The sequence below is a fragment of the Planctomycetota bacterium genome, from assembly GCA_039819165.1.
In the GTDB taxonomy this organism is placed as follows: Bacteria; Planctomycetota; Phycisphaerae; order Phycisphaerales; family UBA1924; genus JAHCJI01.
Map to the genome: position 1 here is coordinate 2,249,820 of JBCBSM010000001.1, position 23,259 is coordinate 2,273,078.

Sequence of the window (23,259 nt, forward strand, 5' to 3'; positions counted from 1 at the left end):
TTAGTTCCTGGTTGCTGCGACGTCGGGAGCACTCCGCGTGCGGAGCCACCGGTCGGTCTCGACCAGCCCGTCGCGCAGGCGGATGACCCGCTCGCAGCGGTCGGCCACCGAGTCGTCGTGGGTGACCATGATGATGGTCATGCCCCGGGCGTGCAGCGACTCGAAGAGCTGGAGGATCTCCTCGCCTGTGCGCGAATCGAGGTTGCCCGTGGGCTCGTCGGCCATGAGGATCTTGGGGTCGGCCACGAGCGACCGGGCGATGGCGACGCGTTGCTGCTGGCCGCCCGAGAGCTCCCGCGGGCGGTGCCCCAGCCGATCGCCCAGGCCGACCATCCCCAGCTTCTCGATGGCGCGGCTGCGGCGCTCGCCCTTCTCCACGCCCTGGTAGAACAGCGGCACCTCGACGTTCTCCTCGACGGTGAGCTGCGGGATGAGGTTGAAGGCCTGGAAGACGAAGCCGATGGTCTGCCCGCGGAACAGCGACAGCTCCTCGTCGGTCATCTCGCGGATGTCGCGGCCCGCGAGCAGGTAGCGGCCGCCGGTCGGGCGATCGAGGCAGCCCAGGATGTTCATGAGGGTGCTCTTGCCCGAGCCCGAGGCGCCCATGATGGCGACGTACTCGCCCCGGCCGATCTGCACGTCGATGCCGCGGAGGGCCTCGACCATGATCGAGCCGTCCGGCTTGTAGTAGGCCTTGGAGAGATCGGTGAGCTCGGCGACGGCGTCGCGGGCATCGGGGGGGCCGGCGGCGCTCTCCGGGCCGGCCGCGGGGGCGGCCGCCGGTGGGGCGTCGGGGTGGGCGCTGTCGGGCGGCATCGGCGAACTGTACAGGTGCGTTCGAGATCGGTTCGCCCCCACGCGGACTTTCTTGCCGCCGGCGGCGTGCCAATCATCCTGGTCCGGGGCCGCGTCGCCGGTGGATCGCGTCGCGGCCCGACAATCCGAACGCCAGTAGCTCAATTTGGCAGAGCAGCGGATTCCAAATCCGCAGGTTGGGGGTTCGAGTCCCTCCTGGCGTGCGTGCGCGGGGCGAAGGCCCCGCATCCAGATCCGGCGACATCCGGCCGGAACGCGAGGTGGCGATGGCACTGGCGATGTACAAGCCGGGACAGGGTTATTGGACCCGGGCGATGACGGCGGTCTTCGGCGGCGTGCTCGTGCTCGCCGCGGCGGCCTGGCTCTACGGCCAGGGCGTGCTCATCCCGCTGCCCGACCGGGCCTGGAACGCCAACTACCTCTCGACCGACGCCAGCGTCGAGATGGGCGACACCGTCACCCTGCTCGGGCAGACCGTCAGCGGCGAGCGGCCCGCGCTGGGCACGGCGGCGGTCGAATCCGTGGAGGTCGGGGGCAGCGGCGGGCTGGTCACCCTCGTGGACATGCAGGTGGACGAGGGCGTGCAGCGGCCGCAGGTCCAGGCGCTGCGGACCGCCTCGGGCACCGAGCTGGCCATCGACGGCGGCGTTCGCGGCGTGCCCATCGTCGACCGCATCTACGTCCAGGGCGGGCTGGTGCTGGTCACCGTGCTGCTGGGCGCGTCGATGCTGCTCTACTTCGTGGCCGTCCGGCGGTCGTCGGTGGACTTCCTGATCGCCACCGACGGCGAGATGCGGAAGGTCAACTGGTCGACCCGCAAGGACGTCATCGGGTCGACCTGGGTGGTCATCGGGGCCTCGCTGCTGCTGGGCATCTGCCTGTTCCTGGTCGACACCGTCTTCGCCACGGTGTTCCGCCAGGTGGGCGTGCTGGACGGCTAGGCGGGCCAGCCTTATCATGACTGTGATCGGCCGTGGACCGCTGCGAGCGTGTCCGCGGCCGCTGTCACTCTCTGGAGCCCCCACGCGAGATGCGGGCGGCGGGCCGCAGCGACGGAGCCAGCCATGATCGAGGGCGAGACCCCTACGCAGACCTCCACAACGCCGACCGAGCCGCCGACCGAGCCGCCGACCGAGCCCGCGGGTCCCCAGCCGGCCGACGACGCGGCTCCCGCCGGGGAGGCGGAGGCACCGGCCTCGCCGGCCGAGCCCAAGCCGGCCGAGGCCGAACCCACCGAGACCAAGACCACCGAGACCAAGACCACCGAGACCAAGACCGCCGAGGCCGAGCCGCCGGCCGAGCCCGACGAGCCCATCGTGCAGGAGGGCATGGGCTGGTTCGCGCTGCGGGTGGCCTCCAACAAGGAGAGCTCGGTCCGCGACACGCTGCTGCGGAAGGTGGCCATCGAGAACAAGACCGAGTTCGTGGGCCGCATCCTGGTGCCCACCGAGAAGAACCGCACCTTCAAGAACGGCAAGATGAAGGTGACCGAGACCAAGCTCTACCCGGGCTACGTCTTCGTGGAGATGAAGCTCGAGGACGACGGCCGCATCCCCCAGGACGTGTTCTTCCTGATCAAGGAGACCACGGGCGTGGGCGATTTCGTGGGCACGCCCCGGCCCACGCCGCTGGAGCTGCACGAGATCGAGAAGATCCAGCAGAGCAGCAAGGCGCCCGACGAGGAGCCCGAGGTGCGGATGAGCTTCGCCAAGGGCGAGCACGTCACCATCAAGGAGGGCCCCTTCGAGGGCTACGAGGGCACCGTCGACGAGCTGCTGCCCGAGAAGGGCCTGGTGAAGGTGATCGTGACGATCTTCGGCCGCCAGACGCCCATCGAGATCGAGGAGTGGAAGCTCTCCAAGGTGGACGAGAGCTAGAGCGTCTTTTGAGCGCTCCGTAGCGGCCTCCGGCCACACACTCGCTCTAGTACGGCCGCGCCGGAGTGAATCCGGCGGGCCTGGACGAACGCACACGCCACACGTGAGTCGAATCTGCTCTAGACGCTTCACGACGGAATGAACCGCCGGCGCATCGTCGTTGTGTACCCTGCGGACGGTGGGAACACGGGAGACGCCGGCGGTGCCCGAGGCGGTGCCTGAACAGACCACGAAGACTCGCGGGCGGCGCCTGCGACGCTGGGCCATGGTGCTCGGCGGTGCGCTGATTCTCCTGCTGGTGGCCGTCATCGCGAGCGGTCCCTGGCTGCTCGGCCGGCTTGCGCCAACGCTGGCCGCCCGCGCACCCATCCCCGGCCATCTGGCGGTGCGGGACGCCTCGCTCTCGTGGCTCGGCGGGCTGCGCGTCGGCGAGGCGACGCTCTACGACGCGGACGGCAACGCCATCGCCGGTCTCCGCGCGTCGACCGGTGGCGGGCTGCTGGGGCTGCTCGACGGCGTGGTGCAGCAGGACGTGGTCGTCGAGGGCTGGGCCCACGTGGTCGTGGCCGAGGACGGCACGACCAACATCGAGCGGGCGCTCGGCCTGTCCCGCGGCGCGCGTGGCCCCGCGGCCCCACCACCGCCGCCCGCGTCCCGCGACGCGATGCCCGTGCGTCGGATCGTGGTCGACGGCCTGCGCGTGGTCGTGACGCCGCCCGGCGGCGAGCGCGTCTCGCTCGTCGGCTCGGGCAATGCGGCCTTCGACGGCGGCGCTCTGAGCGCGACCTTCGACGGGCGCACCGGCACGGTGGCGTCCGCGGGCATCGACGCGGCGTCGATCGCCGCGATGGCGCCGGGCCGGAGCGTCGTCGCGCTCGATGCGCAGCTCGATCTCGGAACGCTCTCGGGTACGGCGTCGGCGAGACTCGCGGACCTGCCGCCGCAACTGGCCGCGGTCACCGCCGCGTGGCTGCCGGAGGGCGCAGGCCGCGACGCGTTGGCGATCGCGCTCGCCGGCGGACTCGACGCGCAGGTGCAGATCGAATTGGACCGCGGGGCGCCGATCGTCGCCGTGGTCGACGCCGAATCCGATACGCTGCGCGTCGACCTCCGCGCCAAGAGCGGCAACGACGCGATTGCGCTGGCCGCACCCGCGACGCTGCGGCTCGACGCCGACGCCTTCCTGCGGTCGCCGAGCGTGCGGCGGCTGGTGCTGGCGTCGCCCGACGTGGACCTGGAGCGGGCGGGCATGGTCGAGCTGTCGATCGCGACCGCCCGCGTGCCCCGCGACGGCGGCGTGCCGGCGTGGCATGCCGCGACGGGCCGCGCGACGGTCGCGATCGAGGACGCGACGCTGCGGGTGCCGGGCCCGGACGGTCGTCCGGTGGGCGTGGATCTCTCGGGCGCCACGCTCGAGGCGGATCGCTCGGCGGCGGGACCGGCCCGCATCGCGGGGCGATCGGGCGTCGCGCTCGCGGGCGAGCGGCCCGGCCGCGTCGAGTTCGAGGTGGACATCGGCGTGGAGGATCTTGCCGCCGTTGGTGCGCTGGAAAGAGCGATGCTCGCCCGCGCGTTTCCCGCCGGGAGCGTCACGATCGAGGGTCTGCCCACCGGCGCGCTGGCTCCATGGCTGCGCTCGCTGCGAGAGCGTGGCATCGAGCTCGCCGAGGCTGCCGGCCCGGTGCTGGCGGCGGACGCACGCTGGGGGGTGGCCGACGACGGCCGTCCAGAGGTGTCCGCCCGCGTGCAGGCCAAGGCGCTCGACGCGGAGGTCGCCGGCCTGTGGACCGACCGGGGCATCGAGATCGGCACGACGCCGGCGCGCATCCGCCTTGGACGACCCGCGATGGCCGTGGCGCCATTGCTGCCCGAGGGATGGACACTTCGAGGCGACGGCGACGTGCGGCTGACGATTCTCGATGCCCTGCTGCCGATCGACGGCGGGGGGTTCGATCCGGCACTCGCAACCGGCGCACTGCGGCTGGACGCGGGCGGCTTCGAGATCGTGCCGCCCGGCGGCCCCCCGGTGCGATCGGAGCGGCTGGCGGCGACGCTCGGCGTGGCGCGGGACGCCTCGATGCTCTCGCTCTCGATCGAAGGCGGCGTCGATGGCCGCCCCGCGACGCTGGCGGCCGAACTCAGCGCGGGCGCGATCGCGTCGCTCGCGGGCGCGACGCTGACCGACCCGCCGGCGGTCGTCGGCACGATCGAGGCGTCGGCGGCCACCACGGCGCTCGGGGCGCTGGACATCGACGCCGCGGGCCGGCCGCTGCAGAGGTGGCTCGCCGACGCCATCGGCCCCGAGGCCAGCGTGCGGCTGACCCTCCGCGAGCCGGCGGAGGGGCGGGCGTTCGAGGGCGTGCTCTTTGCCGGCGGGCCACACGGCCGAGTACGCACCGAGCAGCTGCGGATGGTCGACGGACGGCTGGCCGCCAACGCGATCGTGGCGACGGGGGAGATCACGCCGGCGCTGTGGTCGGCCGTCGCGCCGCTGGCGGGGCTGGAGGGTTCCTCGCTCGCCGCGCCCGCGGGGTACGAGGCGAAGACCGGTGCGGCATCCCTCGAGCTGGCGAATCTCACGGCGTGGCGGGCGGCGCTCGAGGAGGTTCCCGTCGAGCTTGCGTTTGCCGATCCCATCGGCCTGCGTGGGCTGCCGGTGGGCGCCGACGACGCGGGGGCGGCGGTGCGGCGCGACGTGTCGATCCGCGGGCTGCGCGGCACGGTGGATGCGCTCGGCCCCGCGCTCGCCGCGGAACCGGGCTGGCGCGCAGGGCTGTCGGCCGAGGCCTGGACGCCGGGCGACCAGCGGATCGGATCGATCCAGGCCACGGCCGCCGCCCCCGACGCCGAGCGGGTCGTGCTCGAGGCGACGGCCACCGAGGTGGACGTGCCGTCCGCCATGACGCTGGCGGGCCTGGATGCGTCGGCTCCGTCGATGGTCGGCGCACTCGGGGGGTCCGCATCGATCGACGCCCGGATGGTCGCCCGCCGTGGCGACGCGGGAGCGCTTGCGCTCGCGGCCGCGACGCTCGACCTGCAGGGGGATCGCCTGAAGACGACCGAGCCGCTCGAATTGCGGGCGGGGGCCCGCACGATGCGGATCGCCGAGCCCGTGCGGCTGGCGTGGTCGCCCGACGCCGACTGGATGGCGAGCGAACTAGGCCTCGGCGTTGCGTCGGCTTCGCCCATTGCCATCGAGGTTCGCGAGCTGGCGATGGGCAATGCGATGGCCGCTGGCGAGGCGCTGCTCGACCCGCAGCTGTTCCGCCTCGCGGCGACCGTTTCGGGCGACGGTGTCGCGCTGCGGCGGGCCGATGGCGGCTCGGGGCGGCTGGACGACGTGCGGATCGAGGCGCACCGGACCGGGCCGGGCGTGGTGGCGATCGATGCCGCCGCGGTGGCGCCCAACGGTGGGCGGCTGGACCTCTCGGGCGTGGTGGCCGGCCTGGGCGCGAGCGGCGGCTTCTCGATGGACGACCTGTCGGCCACGCTGGTCGCGCGGGGCGACGAGATCCCGGTGGGCATGGTGGACTCCCTGGCGGGTGCGAACGGCCTGCTGCTGGAGGGCTTCGGCAACCTGGCGACGCTCGATGCGCAGCTCGACGACGCCGTGCTGCGGGGCGGCGGGCTGCGAAGCGGCTCGGTGCGCGCCAGCATCCGCGGGCCGCGGGCGGCGGTGCTCGCCGATGGCCGCATCGACGACGGCGTGCTCCGCCTGCCGGGCCAGCAGACGGTGCTGACGCTAAACATGATCCGTCCGGATGTTGCGGATCGCTTCGGCAGCCTCATCCCGCAGGTGCTGCACCTCGAGAAGCGGCCCGAAGACGGGCCCGCGACGCTGGTGCTCACCGACGCCGCCGTGCCGCTCGACGGCGACCTCGCGCGGCTGGACCTGCCGCAGGGGCAGCTCGCGCTGGGCACCGCCCGCTTCGAGACGACGCCCGCGTTCGCCAACATCCTCCAGCTCGCGGGCCGGCGGGACGCGGGGCTCGTCGGCCGCCGTCTGCAGCCCATCCGGGCCCGCGTGGAGCGGGGCGTGGTGGCCTACGAGCCCTTCGAGCTGCCGCTGGGCGAGTTCACGCTCGAGAGCGAGGGCACCATCGACCTGGTCGGGCGACGGATGGACATCCTCACGTGGATCCCGCTGGGGGCGCTCAGCGACGAGGCCGCCGGCCGCTTCGGCATGGGGCTGGGCCGCGCGCTGGGACGATCCGTGCCCGGGCTGGAAGCCGCATCCATGGTGCCCTGGCGGACCAGCGGCCCGTTTGGTCGCACGACGACGGCCCCCGCGCCCGAGCAGCTGATCGAGCGGCGGGGCCGCGAGTTCTTCGAGGGCCTCGACCCGAGCCAGGCCATCCGCGACATCTTCCGCCTGCCCGGCGGCTAGAGCATCTTCGAACGCTCCGTAGCGGCCGTGCGGCCGCACACTCGCTCTCGTACGGCCTCGCCGGAGGTACGTCCGGCGGGCCTACACGAACGCACGCGCTACACGTGGATCGAATCTGCTCTAGCGGCTGACCACTAGGCCCAGCCGAGCCAGCGGGCGGTCGCGATCATGGGTCCGATTACCGGCTCGTGGTCCAGGAACGCGGGCAGGTCGGCGATGGGGATCCACCGCGCCTCGTCGTACTCCCACGCGTGCTCGCGCGGTGGGCGGAGCGGCGGCGGGTCGCCCTCGAGGCGCGCACGAACGAGGACATCGACGCTGCGCGCACCCGGATCGGGCACGATGCCTACGACGCGAGCGTCACGCAGCGGATGCGCGATGCCCACCTCCTCGTGCAGCTCGCGGCGGAGCGTGCGGAGGAGGTCCGGCTGGCCGAGCACGCGGGCGTCGTCGGCCGCTTCCAGCCCGCCGGAGGGTCCGAACTCCCACATGCCCGGATAGCTGCGGGTCGAGCGCCCGCGGCGGCCGGCGAGCACAACGGGCCGCCGGCCCGCCTGCGCCTCGATGATGCCGGTGATGCTGAGGATCGACACGGGCACCACCGCCGCCCGCGGGCACACGAGGTGCGCGAAGCGGTCGAGCCGCGCGTGCAGCGTGGCGGACGCCGCGTCGATTGCGGTGATCGCGAGGATGGGACCGTCGAACAGCCGCGGGTTGGCCTCGGTCGCCGCCCGCCACCGCTCGGCGATGCCGGGATCGCGGGCCGGCCGCGGGCCGGCGACGACCACCGTGGGCGGGCGCCGCAGCGGCAGGATCTTCACAGGCCCATCGCGGCGCCGAACTGGCCGGCGATGTCCTCGGGCAGGCCCAGCTCCTGCGCTTCGTCGGCCACCGTGCGGCGGGCGATGGCCTGGGCGGCGGTGAGCGCCTCGTTGGTAGCCTCGGCGATCAGGCCCTCGGCCAGGGCGCGGGACTCGTCGCCCGACCCAAGCCCCGCGAGCATCGCCGGTTCGAGGCGGACTTCGACGATCCGCAGTGCGCCCGATGCGGTCACGCGGACGGCCCCGCCGCCCGCCGAGCCCTCGGCGCGGGCGCCGTCGAGCGTGCGGCGGACGCGCTCGGCGGCCTCCGCGAGCTTCTGCTTATCGCGGAGCAGCCCGGCGAGGGCGCCCACGGCGCGCATGCTATCGAACACGGTCGCCCTCCGCTCGCATCCGCCCAGGGGCTGCTACGCGCCGGGGCCGGGCGTGATGATCGTCTTGGACACGACGCGTCCGCCGCGGACGGCGACCTCGAAGACCATCGGGTTGGCCGAGTCGACCTGGCTCATGGTGAAGCGATAGCGGCCCTCGCCGACGTCCTCGGCGTTGTCGTTGCCGACGCGCTGCTTGAGCTCGTCGAGCGTGAGCTGCTCGTCGATCATCTCGGTCTCGACCCAGGCGTGCATGTCGTTGCGGCTCACGGTGCCGTTGCCGCCCTGCATCATCGTGAAGTAGTACACGCCGCCCGCGCAGGCCGCGATGACGAGCAGCAGGACGATGGTCTTGGCGGGGTTGGATCCCTTCTTGGACATGGGGGCCTCCGGTGTGCGAGCGTGAACGAGCGTCCGCGAGCCGGGCGGACCACGGGTAGGTTAGCCCCCGGAGCCCGATTCCGGGGCGAACAGCTCCCGCGCCCGCTGCACCAGGGGATGCTCGTCGAGGGACTGGCGCCCCTCGTCCGCCGGGTCCCGGGCGTGGTCCTCGGCCGGAACGGGTGCAGGCCCGGCGTCGCCGGACGGCGCCGACGCACGCACCGGTGGGGGCGCGGGCTCGGCACCGGGCGTTGGTGCGGGTCGTGCTGGCGGCGGCGCCGGCGCGTCGGTGCGCGCCGGCTTCAGGCTTTTCCCGCCGGCGCCTCCGCGTGGGTCGGGGCGGATCGGGCGAGCGCCCCGAGGTCGGCGAAGCGTTCGGCCGACGCCAGGCGGACCAGGGCCGCGTCGAACATCGCCCGCGGCGCCGGGCTGTCGCGGCAGATCCGTCGGGCGGCCTCGCACACGGCGATCAGGTGCGATAGCGCGGGCGCATCGAATCGGGCCGCACGGTCGATCTCCGCTCGGCGGGCGGCATCGGACAGCTCGACCAGATCGGTCTCCGGCCCGCACGCGGCGAGCACCATGAGGTCGCGCAAACGCGCGGCGATGGTCTCGAGCGCCAGCTCGGTGCCGATGCCCAGCGCGAGCAGTGCATCGCCGGCGTCGAGCGCAGCCCGCGCCTCGCCCTGCGCGAAGGCGTCGATGAGCGCGCCCACGAGCTCGCGATCGGGTAGGCCCAGCAGTTCCTCGAGCAGCGCGAGCGTGAGGTGCGTCTCGCCGGCGGCCATGAGGCGATCGAGCAGGCTGAGCGCATCCCGCATCGACCCAGCTCCCAGGCGCGCGACGGCCGCCAGCAGGTCGTCGTCGGCTTGCACCCCCTCCTGCTCGCACACGTCCTTGAGGTGTTCGGCGATGCGGGCCGCGGGGATCATCCGGAAGTCGAAGCGCTGGCAGCGGCTCTGGATCGTCGCTGGCACCTTGTTGGCCTCGGTGGTGCACAGGATGAACCGCACGTGTGCGGGCGGCTCCTCCATCGTCTTGAGGAGGGTGTTGAACGCCTCCTTGGTGAGCATGTGCACCTCGTCGACGATGTAGACCTTGTCGCCGCCGCGCATGGGCAGGTAGCCCGCGTTGGCGATCAGCTCGCGGGCGTTGTCGACGCCGCGGTTGCTGGCGGCGTCGATCTCGATGACGTCGCTGTCCTGGCCGGCCATGATGGCCGCGTTGACCTCGTCGCTGCCGCCGGCGAGCGCCTTGGCGAAGATGCGGGCCATGCTGGTCTTGCCCACGCCCCGGGTGCCGCAGAAGAGGTACGCGTGCGCGACGCGGCCCTGCTCGATGGCCCGCGCGAGCGTGCGGGCGATGGCCTCCTGGCCGACGACGGCCTCGAAGTCCTGGCTGCGATAGCGGCGGGCGAGGGCGGTGTAGGGCATGGGGGAGGGTAGATGAGCGGGCGATCGGAGACGGCACCGCCGTGCCCCGGACTCCTTTCGTCGGCCCCGGACATCCGGTATTCTCTCCGCGATGAGCGGCTGAACCACGCCGCTCCGGGCGTCCAGCCCCGGGCGCCCCGATGCCACGACGAGTGAAGGAGGATCGCATGGCACGGGCATTATTGAAGGGACGCATGGCCGCCATCATTGCCGCGGTGGGAGCAGCCACCCCGGTGTTGGCCCAGGCCGATCCGCTGGCCGAGTCGTTCCCGCCCGTGTTCGATTGGCGGACGCTGCTGCTCGCGGAGGGCGGGGATGGCTCGCTGGGCTATGCGCTGCGGGACTGCGTGTTCGAGTGGCGATGGGGTACCAATGAGCCAATCGCCGCCGGCGATGTGAATGGTGACGGCCGCGCGGACTTGCTGCACAGCGTCGATAGTGGGTTTCGCTTTAGCGGATTTGGCGTATTAGTGAGCCAGCCGGGCCAGCCCGCATCTCGGTACATTTCTGATCCACTCCGCAACAATGGTTCCAGCTGCGGTGGGCAACTCCTCACGAGTTTCTTAGCGCGAGTTCCGCGGTCGGTGACATCAACGGAGATGGCGTCGATGACGTTGCCGCGGAGCTTCAACGGCGTGGCTGCGACCGAGATCGGAATTGCCACGACTCCGTGCTGTTCTATGGCCGCGACAAATCAACCGCCGGGCCATTTCCTCGGCTCATCGATGACTTCGAAACGCGGATCCTGGATCGCTGGGAGTCCATCGGGATCTACGACGCGATTGGTGATCTCAATGGCGACGGTGTGGACGATCTGGCTTTTCTGAGTTCTCCGCCATACTGGGCGGAACAGCGACAGCAGATCAAGATTCTCTTCGGCACCACCCCGGATCGTCCCTTTCCTGCCCTGGCCCAGCTGGACGACCTCATGCGAGATTTCGGCGGATTTCGGATCACCAGTCCAGGGCATGGTCTGGCCGCGTTTGCCAATCCGGTGTCGGCTGGGGACTTCAATGGCGACGGGCGGTCCGACATCATGTTTTCTCGCTCGGTTGGCAGCGAACTAGAGGCCTTCGTGGTTTTTGGCCGGCCCGAGAGCGAGCCCTGGCCGATCGAGTTCGACGTCGTCAATGCGGCCCCGTCGGAAGCCGTCCGGCTGGCTGGATGGGTCGGAACTGGGACGGGCCGGCGGGGTCATGGCGGTGTCGGGGATGTGAATGGTGATGGAGTCGATGATGTCGCGATCACGAAGAACCGCTTGTGCCACGTTGTCTTTGGGCGCAAGGACTCCTTCCGAGATCCGTTTCCTTCCGACATCAATCTGGAGGCCCTAGATGGATCGAGCGGCGTTGTCCTGATCGGCGCATATGGCCGGCAGGCCATCAGCTTCATGCACCACCAGAAACTAGGTGACATCAATAGTGATGGTGCCGACGATCTCCTGTTTCTGGATCGGATCGTCTTTGGCCGACCCCATCGCGACTTTCCCGCGAGGATCAACGTGGCCGATCTTGGTGATAGAGAAAAGTTGTTGTTCGCAGCTGACGAAAATATGTTTTTGCGAGCACTTGGCGACGTGAACCGCGACGGCATCGGCGATTTCTCGATGACGGGCGTCAACTTCGGATCCACGTGCGCCATCGCCGCAATTGTCTACGGGCGGCGACCGCCGCCGCCCTGCCGCGCCGATCTCGATCGAGATGGTGTGGCGACGATGTTCGATTGCCTCGCGTTCAATATGGCGTGGCAGGATGGGGATCGTGTCGCAGACCTCGACCAGGATGGCTTCTTCACGCTTCACGACTACCTGTTGTTCTAAGTAATCTTCAGTGTTGGCTGCCCGTAGGCCTCATCCCCGCAGCGTCTTCTCGGCCAGCATCGACAGGTTGAAGAGCACGATCGCCACGCCGCCAGTGGTCAGGTCGAACACCAGCGGGCCCCAGGCGCCCCGGGTCTTGGTCAGCCGTGCGATCGGCGTCGGCTTCAGCGCGAGCGCGACCCCGCAGAACAGCAGCATCGCCCAGCTGATCTGGAGGAGCATCGGCCCGGCGTCTCCGCGGTAGTAGTGGGCTTCGGCGATCGGGATGGAGGCGCCCGCCATGATGCTGGCGGCCCGAGAGGGCAGCGTGTGCGCCGGCCGCAGGAAGCAGCCGGCGATGCCCAGGAGGATGAGCAGGCCCATCGTGTTAAAGGACCAAATCAGGGCCACGTCCGCCACGATGAGCACCGCCGAGATGGCGGCCGGCGTGAGCACGCCCGCGAGCATCGGGGCAACCGGCCAGGCGGCGGGTGCAGCGGGGAGCGGCCGGACGGTCATGGCCGACTCTAGAGCCCGAGGCCGGATCGCCTGCCAATCCTGCAAGTCGGCTGCCCATCTGGCGGATCCGGGGCGGCACATGGGCCGGGATGCCGCCCGATGCCCTTGGCACGCGGCTTGTTAATTCGACCCAATAGCAAACCTTGCCGCCCAAGTCCGAAGGGAGGACCGACCATGAAGCCCGTCCTGTACCGCGACCTGTTCGACGACACCGCCGACTCGCTCCGCCGAGACCTGTTCCGCCTGATCGAGCCGCTGGGCTTTGGCCGGCCGGCGAACGGCGGCGAGGGCGCCGTGTCCTACCCCTGCGACGTGCACGAGACCGAGGACGCCTACGCCATCGAGGCCGAGCTGCCCGGCTTCACCCGCGAGCAGATCAAGGTGACGCTCCGCGAGGGCGTGCTGGGCATCGCCGCCGACCGCTCGGAGGCGGCCGAGCAGACCCGCGAGAACGGCGAGTGGGGCCAGCCGCACCTCCGCGAGCGGACGCACACGCGGATCCGCCGCAGCTTCCGCCTGCCCGGCATGGTGGACGAGGGCGGCGTGGACGCCGAACTGAAGGACGGCGTGCTGCACGTCCGCGTGCCCAAGCAGCGGGTCGCAAGCCGCGAGATCGCGATCCGATAGGCCACGCTCCGCGGACCACCGCTCGACGTCACCACGAATAGGCGCACGCCGCACCTCCCTCCTCGGAGTGCGGCGTGCGTTGTTGTAGCGTCGAGTTGGTGTGCGTCGGCCGTGGCGTTACGGGCAGCCGGCGTCGAACTCGTTCTGGAAGGCCAGGAAGTCGAAGATCGTCAGCGCGCCGTCGCCATCGAAGTCGGCGGCGAGATCGCCCGCATCGAAGGCGTTCTGGAAGCCCAGGAAGTCGAAGATGGTCAGCTCGCCATCGCCATCGAAGTCGGCGCGGCACACGCCTTCCGCCACGTCGTAGTCGGCCGGCCCGTGCAGCTCGGCGCCGGTGTCGTCGATCAGATCGATCCGCTCGCTGTCATCGGTCGTAATGACGAAGTCGCTCGCCGCGGTCCACAGGCCCGCGGTGACGGCCTGCGCCGAGCGGGTCTGGGCCGAGCCAACGTCGCCGCCCGCGAGGTTCCACTGCACGTGGTCGACGATGTCGGTGGTGCTGCCGAAGCTGACGACGCCGTCGGGTCCGGGCGTGAAGATCTCCAGGGCGTACGCGTCCTGGTCGAGCGGGCCGGCGAAGGCGCCGCCCAGGCTGGCGCGATCGAGGCGGTCCGGATCACCCGCGGGTGCATCGTCGTCGAAGTGGATGAAGACCGAGGTGCCTGCCTCGATGGTCACGCCGTTGAGGCCGCCCGAACCCGAGTAGCGGCGGGCCTCGTTGAAGTCGTGCGAGCAGAAGCGCCAGCCGCTCAGGTCGACGTCGGTGGCGGCGAAGTTGAACAGCTCGATGACGCCCGTGCCGAAGTCGACGCTGCGGATCTGGACCTGGCGGTCGACCTGGGCGTGGGCGGCGGCGGCGAGGCCGGCAGTTGCGGCGATGGTGATAGCGCTGCGCGGAGCCATGGATGCTCTCCCGTGTCTGGTGTGTGCGGTCTGGCGTTGGGTGGCCGATCCCATCCGTCTCGGGCCGGCCGTCGCCCGCAGAGGTTGGGTCGCCGCCAAGGCGTTGCACCTTGCTGGAATTCTGGGGTCGCGGGCGCACGGCGCTAGCCTCGGGGTACCTCAGGGCACGGCAGCGGAGCACGAGGCATCGAGAGGTCGCCCCCACCCAACTCGGACCTTGATGCCGGCCCGGCCGAGCTCGATCCGCACGAGTTCGCGGGGCTGCTCGAGGAAGCCAGGCCCACCCTGCTCGTGGTGGCGGCAGCGGAGGTCGGCCGCGCCCACGCCGCCGACGCCGTCCAGCAGGCCGCGATGACCGCGCTCGGGCAACTCGACCGATTCCAGCGTGGCAGCGACTTCCGGGCGTGGATGGCGGCGGTCGTCCGCGGCGCCGCCCGCAACATGCGGCGGAGCGAGCAGGCCCGCGCCCGGAGGGAGCGCACGCCGCGGCTGATTGCCACTACTTCGGACATGGATTCCCCGGATCCCGCCGGGCTTTATGAGGCCTTGGATGCACTGCCGGCGATGCAAAGAGAGTGCATGCTGCTGCGCGCCGTCGGAGGGCACACCTATACAGAGGTCGGCGCCATCGTCGGCGTGCCCGAGGCAACGGCGAGGAGCCACGTGTACCGGGCGCGGCGGGCGTTGCTGGGGAGGCTCGACGGCGCCGGCACCACGGAGGACGCATAGGCAGCACCATGACCGACCCACGACCCACCATCCCCGACGACGAGCTGCAGCAGCTGTTCGCCTACCACGACGGCGAGCTCGCGGCCGACGACGCGAAGGCCCTTGAAGCACGCCTCCGCCAGTCGCCCGAGCTCGCCCGCGAACTGGAGGCGCTCCGCATCGCCGAAGACGGCCTGAGGCGTGGATTCGAGGGCGTGGGCGACGTCGCCATCACGCCCGAGGTCGACGTTTTGAGGGTGCATCCCTTCCGGCCGCTGCCGATGCGGGCGATCCTCGCGCTCGCGGCGGCGATCGTGGTGCTCGGCGTGGCGTGGGTCGCCGTGCAAAGCGGCGTGGGCGGCGGGCGTGCGCTGCAGGTCGCCCAGATGGCCCGCGTGCTCGATGGCGACTTCGAGCCCGACGTCGTCTGCGATACGCCCGAGAAGTTCCTCGACTACACCGTCGATCGGTTCGGCGTGCCCATCACCGCCGACTTCGCCACGCCCGTGGCCCTCATCGGCTGGACCTCGCTGGACGACGGCTACCTCTCCGCCGCCGCTGCGGGCGAGCACACCCGCGTGCTGCTCGCGCGGGCGGATGCCGGCGAGCGGGTCATCGTCGTCTTCCGGCCCGCGGGCCATCTCGCGATCGAGGAGACCATGGCTTCCGATCTGCACCGCCACACCCGGACGATCCGCGGCATCGCCATCGACGAGATCAGCACGCTGGACGCACCCGTGGTGTTGCCGCTGCTAGGTGAGGGCTAGGGCCCCTACGGACATCCGGCGTCGAAGGCGTTCTGGTAGGCGAGGAAGTCGAAGATCGTCAGTTCGCCGTCGCCGTCGAGGTCGGCCCGCGGATCGCCCGCATCGAAGAGGTTCTGGAAGGCCAGGAAGTCGAAGATGGTCAGCAGCCCGTCGCCGTCGAGGTCGGTCGGGCAGGGCGCGGGATCGAATACGTTGGCGCACACGAAGAAGCTTGCCGCCGCCAGGCTGTCCTGCACCTCGTCGAAGCCCGCGGTCTCGTCGGTGGCGATCGCTTCGATGCGCAGCTCGTAGCGACCGGCATCGAGGTCGATCACGATCGTGTCGTTGGACTCGATTCGTACCTCCGTGCCCGCGTCGTCTAGCACGGCCGATTCCTCGAAGAGGATCTCGCCCGTGTCGAGGTTGGTCAGCGCCAGCGACGCCGAGGCGTCGCCCGGGCGATCCCGGGAGACGTCGCCGCCGAAGCGGTCGTCGACGAGCAGATTGAACTCGTCCATCTCGAATCGCGAGCCCGCGCCGACGGCGAACTCCAGCACGTAGGTGCTGCGGGCGGCGGCGTCGCCCAGCCCCTGGATGAACAGCTGCGCGACGGCCGAACCGCTCGCGTCGATCACGTCCTCGCCCGGGCGGAAGCCGGGCTGGAAGAAGCTCCGCTGGCTGGCGCTCGACCGATTGGACGCGAAGGGCGGCACGACCGCCGACGCGGAGGCGGTCTCCTCGAAGAGGCCCGGCTGGCTCGACTCGAACGCCTCCTCGTCGGTCACCGGATCATCGAAGACCAGCGACAGTGCGTCGGCCGTTACGCCGCGCTCGATGGTGCGATCCTGGGCGCATGCGTGCGGTGCGAGAACCGCCATTGCGGCGCCGATAATCGTGGTGCGAATCATGACTCTCCTCCCGGTGGGGCCGATGATCCCGATGCAATGCTTGGCCCGATCGCATGGTAATCGGCCGGACGGCCGGCTTCGAGCGGGACTTCCCGTCCGCTCGCGGCTCTATCCTGTCTGCCCATGACCACCACCCGCCCCCGCATCCTCACCGGCGATACGCCTACGGGCCTGCTGCACCTGGGCCACTTCGTGGGCAGCCTCGAGAGCCGCGTGGCGATGCAGGACGACTACGACTGCTACTTCCTCATCGCCAACATGCACGCGTACACCACGCGGGCCGAGGATCCGGCGTCCATCCGCCGCAGCACCATCGAGATCGTCAAGGACTGGATCGCCGTCGGCATGGACCCCGAGCGCAGCACCTTCGTGCTGCAGACCGAGGTCCCCGCGATCGCCGAGTTGACGTGGTACTTCGCGATGCTGCTGCCCTTCAACCGGGTGATGCGCAACCCCACGCTCAAGACCGAGATCGACAGCAAGGGGCTGGGCGATACCTACTCCTTCGGCTTCCCGATGTACGCCGTTGGCCAGTGCGCCGACATCCTCAGCTTCCGCCCCGAGTGGGTGCCCGTGGGCGAGGACCAGGTGGCCCACATCGAGATGTGCCGCGAGGCGGCCCGCCGCTTCAACCAGGTCTACTGCGGCGTCGATCCCCACGCCGAGGACGACGAGCACGAGAGCCTGGGCGGCGTGTTCCCCATCCCCAAGGCCAAGGTCGGCCGCGTGGGCCGGCTCGTCGGCACGGATGGCACGCACAAGATGTCCAAGAGCCTCAACAACGCCATCTTCCTGAGCGATTCCTTCAAGCAGATCAAGAAGAAGATGGGCCAGCTCTACACGGGCCGCCAGGCCCTCGACGAGCCAGGCGACGTGCACAACGCACTGTTCGAGTACGTCCACGCCTTCATCCGCGACGACGAGCGCGTGGCCGAGCTCGAACGCCGGTACGCCGCGGGCGACAACATCGGCGACGGCCACATCAAGGTCGAGGTGGCCGAGCACATCGATAAGCTCCTCGAGCCCATGCGCGAGCGCCGGGCCGAGCTGGACGGCGACGCCGGCGACGAGCGGGTGATCGAGCTGCTCCGGGAGCATGCCGCGAAGGCCAACACGCTGGCCGAGGACACGCTGCGGCGGGCGAAGGAAGCGATGAAGCTGGACCTGATCGAGCGCCAGCTCCGCTTCGAGTAGCGAACGAGCCGTGGCAACAGCCGCACCCACGCCCATCGTTCCGGTGATCGCCGGTCCCACCGCCGGCGGCAAGACCGAGATCGCGATCGCGTGCGCACGCCTCGGCGCCGAGCGCGGTGCGCCGGGCGAGATAATCTCCGCTGACGCCTTCCAGATCTATCGCGGCATGGACATCGGCACCGGCAAGGCGCCCCAAGCCGAACGCGATCCGTCGCAAGGCGGCGTGCCGCACCACCTCATCGACATCGTCGAGCCGATGGAGCGGTTCACGGTTGCCGACTGGCTTGCGCGCGCGGCAGAGGCGATCGCGGACATCGAGGTACGCGGCGGCTGGCCGATCGTCGCCGGCGGCACGCACCTCTACGTCAAGGCGCTGCTCGACGGGCTGTTCGAGGGGCCGCCCGCGGACGAGGCGCTCCGCGCGGAGCTCCGCGCCCTCGGCCTTCCCGCGCTGCGCGAGGAGCTGGGCCGCGTCGACCCGGCCTCGGCGGCGCGCATCGACGCCAACGACGAGCGGCGGACCATCCGCGCCCTGGAGGTCTGGCGGCTGACGGGGCGGACCATCAGCGACTGCCAGCGGCAGTGGGACTCGGCCGAGCCCAGCGGGCCGCTGCACGGCCGGGCGCTGCTGGTGGTGCTCGACTGGTCGGCCGAGTCCATCAATCGCCGCATCAACGCTCGCGTGCGCGCCATGCTGGAGGCCGGCCTCGCCGGGGAGGTCCGGCGGCTGGATGAGGCCGGACGGCTGGGGCCCCAGGCCCGCGAGGCCCTGGGCTACAAGCAGCTGCTGGGGGCGGCACAATCCGGGTTTTCCCTGGATAGCGCCGCCGAGCGGATCAAGATCGAAACCCGCCGATTCGCCAAGAACCAGCGAACGTGGCTGCGGCGGCTGGTGGCCTCGCCGCCCGGCGGAGCGTCGATCCTGCGGGTTGATCCCGAAAACCGGGATCCGGGTGAGATCGCGCAAGGCATTGTCAAACATTGTTTTACGATAGAATGACTCATTGTTGTCAAGAAGCTGTCCACACCGATTCCCGCCGATCGCTCGAATAGCGTCCCGGGCGTAGCCGATTGGTAGCGAGCGCCGGTGGCGTTCCGCGAGGCCCGCTGGGGGCACCTTGACATCGCCCCGGCGGGCTGATTCCCTAGGTCGCCGCCGGCGGGCGGAAGCGTGCAGTCCATGGCAAAGAAGACGACCAAGAAGACGAGCAAGAGGACCTCCAAGAAGGTCTCGAAGAAGACCTCGAAGAAGGTCTCCAAGAAGGCCGCGGGCCGGTCGGCGGCCGGTGCGGGCCGACGGTCCAGCCGAGGCACGGGCTACAAGGCCGGCCAGGCCAAGGGCCGCGACCTGGTCATCGTCGAGAGCCCCAGCAAGGCCAAGACCATCAACAAGTACCTGGGCGACGGCTACGTCGTCCTGGCCAGCGTCGGCCATGTGCGGGACCTGCCCGAGAAGGCCGAGAAGGGCGACAAGAGCCCCGTGCCGGGCGTCGCCCTCGAGAAGCGCTTCACCCCGAGCTACCAGGTGCTCAGCGGCAAGGAAGCCGTGATGCGGGAGCTCAAGCGGGCCGCCAAGGACGCCCAGAGCGAGGGCGGCAGCGTCTGGTTCGCCACCGACCTCGACCGCGAGGGCGAGGCCATCGCCTGGCACCTGGCCGACGAGATCGGCATCGACGCCGCGGACGCCAAGCGGGTGGTCTTCGCGGCCATCACGAAGAACGAGATCTCCCGCGCGTTCCAGAACCCGCACGCCATCGATCTCGACAAGGTCAACGCCCAGCAGGCGCGGCGGATCCTGGACCGCATCGTGGGCTACCAGGTCAGCCCGCTGCTCTGGAAGAAGGTCACCCGCGGGCTGAGCGCGGGCCGCGTGCAGAGCGTCGCGGTGCGGCTGGTCGTCGAGCGGGAGCGGGCCATCCGCGCGTTCGTGCCCGACGAGAGCTGGAGCGTTACCGCGTGCTTCGCGGGCGACGAGAAGTCGGCCCGGGGACTGCTGCCGCAGTGGGCGCGGCTGCTCGCGCAGCGGGACGACAAGGGCAACCCGCCGCCGCTCAAGAAGCAGAACGCCTGGCTGGCCGAGCACGGGGCGCTCCGCGCCGAACTGATCGAGATCGACGGCGAGAAGTTCGAGGTGCTACAGGAAGGCCGGCTCGACCCCGACGCCGAGGCGGACGTCAGCGCCGAGAAGTTCCGCAAGGCCGGCACCTGCGACGTCACCCCCGGCGTGGTCTCCGCCCTCGAGAAGGCGGGGATGACCCAGATCGAGACCCACGTCGAGGAGGACGCGTCGGGCCGCGGGCCGGCCCGCTGGCGGCGGACCATCACGGGCGTGGCCGACCCGGCCATGGCATGGAGCGTCCGCTCGATCGAGACCAAGCGCACCAGCAGCCGGCCGCCCGCGCCGTTCATCACCTCGACCATGCAGCAGGCCGCCAGCAGCCGCCTGGGCTTCGGCGCCCGCCGCACGATGGGCGCCGCCCAGCAGCTCTATGAGGGCATCGACATCCCGGGCGAGGGGCCCGTTGGCCTGATCACCTACATGCGGACGGACTCGACCCACATCGCGGGCGAGGCGCTGAACATGGCCCGTGACCACATCGCCAGGACCTACGGCGACGACTACCTGCCCGAGAAGCCCAACTTCTTCGGCTCGTCCAACAAGAGCGCGCAGGAGGCCCACGAGGCCATCCGCCCCACCAACGTTGCATACACGCCCGACATGGTCCGCCGGGTGCTCAAGAACAAGCCCGACCTCGCGCGGCTGTACGAGCTGATCTGGCAGCGCTTCGTCGCGTGCCAGATGGCCAACGCGCAGTGGGACGCCACCACCGTGCTCATCGACGGCGGCAAGGATGCGACCCTCACTTTCAAGGCCAGCGGCCGCGTGCTGGTCTTCGACGGCTTCTACAGGGTTGCCGGCGTGCCCACCGCGAGCGACGAGGCGACGCTGCCCGAGCTGCGCGAGCAGGACGCGCTGCACGCCTTCGCCATCGAGCCGCGGCAGCGCTTCACCAGCCCGCCGGCCCGCTACACCGAGGCCAGCCTCATCAAGACGCTGGAGAGCGAGGGCATCGGCCGCCCCAGCACCTACGCGAGCATCGTGCAGACCATCCAGGATCGCAAGTACGTGGACCTGCTCGAGCGGCGCTTCCACGCGACCGACCTGGGCGAAGTCGTCACCGACAAGCTCGTCGAGGCCTTCCCCCGCATCCTCGACGTTGGCTACACCCGCGAGATGGAGGCCGAGCTCGACAAGGTCGAGGACGAGCATCTCGACTGGATCGAGATGCTCGAGCGGTTTTATGGGCCGTTCAGGAAGAGCCTGGAGGCCGCCGAGGAAAACCTCCAGCACGCCAAGGCCGAGACGCAGCCCAGCGACTACCTGTGCCCCCGCGACGGGGCGCCGCTGGTCTACCGCTTCGGCAAGAACGGCCGGTTCCTGAGCTGCTCCCGCTACCCCGACTGCGACTACGCCTGCCCGGTCGACCGCTACGGCAAGCCCCGCCCCGTCGAGTACGTCGACGTGCGCTGCCCCAAGACCGGTCGGCCCATGGTCCACCGCACGGGCCGCTTCGGGCCGTTCATCGCGACCGACCTGGCCGAGGGCGAGAGCCCGGGCGACGGCATGATCCTCAACGTCGACAAGAAGGGCTACGTGACGGCCCCCGCGCCCCCGCCGCTGGAGACCGACCTGCCGTGCCCCCTCTGCGAGAGCCCGCTGAACCTCCGCAACGGGCTCCGCGGCCCGTGGCTGGGCTGCTCGCGCTTCCCCAAGTGCCGCGGCCGCGGCAAGTGGGCCGAGCTGGACGACGCGAAGAAGAAGGCCCTCGAGGACGCGCTCGAGGCGCACGAGCGCGCCCACCCCATCCCGATCATCCGCCGCCTCGACGGCACGCCGCTGACCGACGCCAAGGGCAAGCCCCTGGAGGGCGCCCCCAAGGTCGAGCAGCTCGTGCTGCAAGAGACGCCCGAGGAGGCGGTGAGCAGCCACGCCGGCCCGATCCACAAGGACGAGAAGCTGGCGAAGTCGGCGTAGGCGGACGGGCGTCGGCATTCGGCGAATCGGGCTCCCATCGAGCCGCGTGGGTACGCACGCGGACCAACGCATGTCGTTCGTGTCGGTCGGTTCGCAATGGGCACGAGTTGCTGAACGCTTGTCTCTCCCGGACTACCCGGTTGGTCTAGGTCCGCGTGCGTACCCACGCGGCTCGGACGATCTGCCCCATTGCCCATTGCCCATTGCCCATTGCCCATTGCCCGGTGCCCGATGCCCAGTGCCCGGTGCCCGGTGCCCGGTGCCCGCTCACCCCGCTCCTACCCTTCCCCATGCCCACGTTCGACCACATCCTCGACGCCATCGGCGACACGCCGCTCGTGAAGCTCAATGCCGTCGTGCCCGCTTCCGGGCCGAACGGAACGCCCGCCGCCGTGTACGCCAAGTGCGAGTTCCTCAACCCCGCGGGCAGCATCAAGGACAGGATGGCCTGGCACATCATCCGCCGGGCCGAGGAGGAGGGCCTCCTGAAGCCCGGTGGGACAATCGTCGAGAACACCAGCGGCAACACGGGCGCCGGTGCGGCCATGGCGGCGGCGGCGCGGGGCTATCGCGCGGTGTTCACCATGCCCGACAAGATGAGCCAGGAGAAGATCGACGCGCTGCGGGCGTTCGGCGCCGAGGTCATCATCACGCCCACCGACGTGCCGGGCGACAGCCCCGACCACTACGTCAACGTCGCCAAGCGCGTGGCCGAGGAGACGCCCGGCGCCTTCTACATGGACCAGTACCACAGCCAGTGGAACATCGAGGCCCACGAGCAGAGCACCGGGCCCGAGCTCTACCGCCAGAGCCAGGAGGCCTGGGGCGAGCAGGCCGACGCCATCGTCGTGGGCACGGGCACGGGCGGCACGATCTCGGGCATCGGTCGGTACTTCAAGAAGAAGGGCGCGCCCACGCTCATCGTCGGTGTCGATCCGCTGGGCTCGGTGCACTACAGCGTGTTCCACACGGGCGAGGCCAGCACGCCCTACGTCTACAAGGTGGAAGGGCTGGGCGAGGACATCGTCTGCCGTGCGTTCGATCCGTCGGTCGTCGACGAGATGCACCAGGTCAGTGACTACGAGTGCTTCACGATGGCCCGCCGGCTGATCCGCGAGGAGGGCCTGTACTGCGGGGGTTCGAGCGGTGGCATGGTGCACGTGGCCATCGAGGTCGCGCAGCGGCTCGGGGCGGGCAAGAACGTCATCGCCATCTGCCCGGACTCCGCCGGTCGCTACATCACCAAGTACCTCCGGGACGACTGGATGAAGATGCACGGCTTCCTCGAGCCGCCGCGCGGGCTGGGCGTCGTGGGCGACCTCATCCCCGAGGGCACCAAGGTCATCACGGCGGCCGAGGATCGCACATTGGGCGAGGTGATCGAGACGATGCGGACGCGGGGCATCAGCCAGGTGCCGATCGTCGATGCGGGCGGCAAGCCCCTGGGCATGGTGCACGAGATCGACATCCTGCGGGGCCTGCAATCCGGCGACGTGGACACCAGCACGCCCGTGCGCGCCATCGAGACCCAGATCGGCGGCATCCTGCCCCCCACCGCCCGCGTGGAGGAGCTCTACGGCGTGTTCGCGGCCGACCAGGCGGCCATCGTCGTCAGCGAAGGTCGGCTCGTCGGCGTGCTCAGCGAGATCGACCTCATCGAGTACCTGGCCCGCCAGGGCAACCACGAGCCGTCGCACGACACCACGCCGAGCCCGGCGCACGCCTAACACTCCG

At 70.5% G+C, this 23,259-nt stretch carries 19 protein-coding genes and 1 tRNA gene; 12 read left to right on the forward strand and 8 right to left on the reverse strand.

The window, feature by feature from the left end; all coding sequences use genetic code 11:
* Complete coding sequence (locus AAFX79_09845) at positions 1-816, reverse strand: ABC transporter ATP-binding protein (GenBank protein ID MEO1008861.1); 816 nt, start codon at positions 814-816, stop codon at positions 1-3.
* Positions 817-945: 129 nt separating this feature from the next.
* Here AAFX79_09845 and AAFX79_09850 point away from each other — a divergent pair.
* The 4 genes from AAFX79_09850 to AAFX79_09865 all read left to right on the forward strand — a co-directional run bounded on the left by AAFX79_09850 (position 946) and on the right by AAFX79_09865 (position 7,080).
* Positions 946-1,019 (forward strand) — tRNA-Trp (locus AAFX79_09850).
* Positions 1,020-1,082: 63 nt separating this feature from the next.
* Positions 1,083-1,757 carry a preprotein translocase subunit SecE gene (secE, locus tag AAFX79_09855; protein ID MEO1008862.1) on the forward strand — a complete coding sequence of 225 codons (675 nt, stop codon included), beginning with the start codon at positions 1,083-1,085 and terminating at the stop codon, positions 1,755-1,757.
* 123 nt (positions 1,758-1,880) lie between these two features.
* Entirely contained in the window at positions 1,881-2,693 is an 813-nt protein-coding gene (gene nusG, locus AAFX79_09860; protein MEO1008863.1) for a transcription termination/antitermination protein NusG, read from the forward strand.
* A gap of 178 nt (positions 2,694-2,871) precedes the next feature.
* Positions 2,872-7,080: a hypothetical protein gene (locus AAFX79_09865; protein ID MEO1008864.1), complete on the forward strand. Its 4,209-nt coding sequence runs from the start codon at positions 2,872-2,874 to the stop codon at positions 7,078-7,080.
* 134 nt (positions 7,081-7,214) lie between these two features.
* Here AAFX79_09865 and AAFX79_09870 read toward each other — a convergent pair whose 3' ends face one another.
* The 4 genes from AAFX79_09870 to dnaX form a co-directional block, all read right to left on the reverse strand.
* Positions 7,215-7,901: an NUDIX hydrolase gene (locus AAFX79_09870; GenBank protein MEO1008865.1), complete on the reverse strand. Its 687-nt coding sequence runs from the start codon at positions 7,899-7,901 to the stop codon at positions 7,215-7,217.
* The gene (locus AAFX79_09875) at positions 7,898-8,275 is read right to left on the reverse strand and encodes a YbaB/EbfC family nucleoid-associated protein (protein ID MEO1008866.1); all 378 of its coding nucleotides are present in this window, start codon (positions 8,273-8,275) and stop codon (positions 7,898-7,900) included. The genes AAFX79_09870 and AAFX79_09875 overlap by 4 nt, the downstream gene beginning before the upstream one ends.
* Before the next feature lie 33 nt (positions 8,276-8,308).
* Positions 8,309-8,653: a hypothetical protein gene (locus AAFX79_09880; GenBank protein ID MEO1008867.1), complete on the reverse strand. Its 345-nt coding sequence runs from the start codon at positions 8,651-8,653 to the stop codon at positions 8,309-8,311.
* A gap of 302 nt (positions 8,654-8,955) precedes the next feature.
* Positions 8,956-10,086, reverse strand: a complete 1,131-nt coding sequence (gene dnaX, locus AAFX79_09885) for a DNA polymerase III subunit gamma/tau (GenBank protein MEO1008868.1) — start codon at positions 10,084-10,086, stop codon at positions 8,956-8,958.
* A gap of 670 nt (positions 10,087-10,756) precedes the next feature.
* Here dnaX and AAFX79_09890 point away from each other — a divergent pair.
* Entirely contained in the window at positions 10,757-11,905 is a 1,149-nt protein-coding gene (locus tag AAFX79_09890; protein ID MEO1008869.1) for a hypothetical protein, read from the forward strand.
* Between the two features lie 30 nt (positions 11,906-11,935).
* Here AAFX79_09890 and AAFX79_09895 read toward each other — a convergent pair whose 3' ends face one another.
* The gene (locus tag AAFX79_09895; GenBank protein ID MEO1008870.1) at positions 11,936-12,403 is read right to left on the reverse strand and encodes a hypothetical protein; all 468 of its coding nucleotides are present in this window, start codon (positions 12,401-12,403) and stop codon (positions 11,936-11,938) included.
* 174 nt (positions 12,404-12,577) lie between these two features.
* Here AAFX79_09895 and AAFX79_09900 point away from each other — a divergent pair, with 174 nt between their 5' ends.
* Positions 12,578-13,030 (forward strand): Hsp20 family protein, encoded by a 453-nt coding sequence (locus AAFX79_09900; GenBank protein MEO1008871.1) that lies wholly within the window; start codon positions 12,578-12,580, stop codon positions 13,028-13,030.
* Between the two features lie 117 nt (positions 13,031-13,147).
* Here the strand turns inward: AAFX79_09900 and AAFX79_09905 are convergent, their stop codons facing one another.
* Complete coding sequence (locus AAFX79_09905; GenBank protein MEO1008872.1) at positions 13,148-13,933, reverse strand: GC-type dockerin domain-anchored protein; 786 nt, start codon at positions 13,931-13,933, stop codon at positions 13,148-13,150.
* A gap of 261 nt (positions 13,934-14,194) precedes the next feature.
* Here AAFX79_09905 and AAFX79_09910 point away from each other — a divergent pair, with 261 nt between their 5' ends.
* Together AAFX79_09910 and AAFX79_09915 are read left to right on the forward strand one after the other, a co-directional pair.
* Positions 14,195-14,662: a sigma-70 family RNA polymerase sigma factor gene (locus tag AAFX79_09910; protein ID MEO1008873.1), complete on the forward strand. Its 468-nt coding sequence runs from the start codon at positions 14,195-14,197 to the stop codon at positions 14,660-14,662.
* A gap of 8 nt (positions 14,663-14,670) precedes the next feature.
* On the forward strand, positions 14,671-15,408 hold the full coding sequence (locus AAFX79_09915; protein ID MEO1008874.1) for a hypothetical protein: 738 nt from the start codon (positions 14,671-14,673) through the stop codon (positions 15,406-15,408).
* Positions 15,409-15,413: 5 nt separating this feature from the next.
* Here the strand turns inward: AAFX79_09915 and AAFX79_09920 are convergent, their stop codons facing one another.
* The gene (locus tag AAFX79_09920) at positions 15,414-16,295 is read right to left on the reverse strand and encodes a GC-type dockerin domain-anchored protein (protein ID MEO1008875.1); all 882 of its coding nucleotides are present in this window, start codon (positions 16,293-16,295) and stop codon (positions 15,414-15,416) included.
* A 123-nt stretch (positions 16,296-16,418) separates the two neighbouring features.
* Between AAFX79_09920 and trpS the strand changes: the two genes are divergently transcribed.
* The 4 genes from trpS (at position 16,419) to AAFX79_09940 (ending at position 23,252) form a co-directional block, all read left to right on the forward strand.
* A complete protein-coding gene (gene trpS / locus AAFX79_09925) occupies positions 16,419-17,489 on the forward strand; it encodes a tryptophan--tRNA ligase (GenBank protein ID MEO1008876.1) in 1,071 nt (356 codons plus the stop codon).
* Between the two features lie 10 nt (positions 17,490-17,499).
* The gene (gene miaA, locus AAFX79_09930) at positions 17,500-18,489 is read left to right on the forward strand and encodes a tRNA (adenosine(37)-N6)-dimethylallyltransferase MiaA (GenBank protein ID MEO1008877.1); all 990 of its coding nucleotides are present in this window, start codon (positions 17,500-17,502) and stop codon (positions 18,487-18,489) included.
* Between the two features lie 180 nt (positions 18,490-18,669).
* The gene (locus AAFX79_09935; GenBank protein MEO1008878.1) at positions 18,670-21,525 is read left to right on the forward strand and encodes a DNA topoisomerase; all 2,856 of its coding nucleotides are present in this window, start codon (positions 18,670-18,672) and stop codon (positions 21,523-21,525) included.
* 290 nt (positions 21,526-21,815) lie between these two features.
* Positions 21,816-23,252 (forward strand): pyridoxal-phosphate dependent enzyme, encoded by a 1,437-nt coding sequence (locus AAFX79_09940; GenBank protein ID MEO1008879.1) that lies wholly within the window; start codon positions 21,816-21,818, stop codon positions 23,250-23,252.
* The last annotated feature ends 7 nt before the right edge of the window (positions 23,253-23,259 follow it).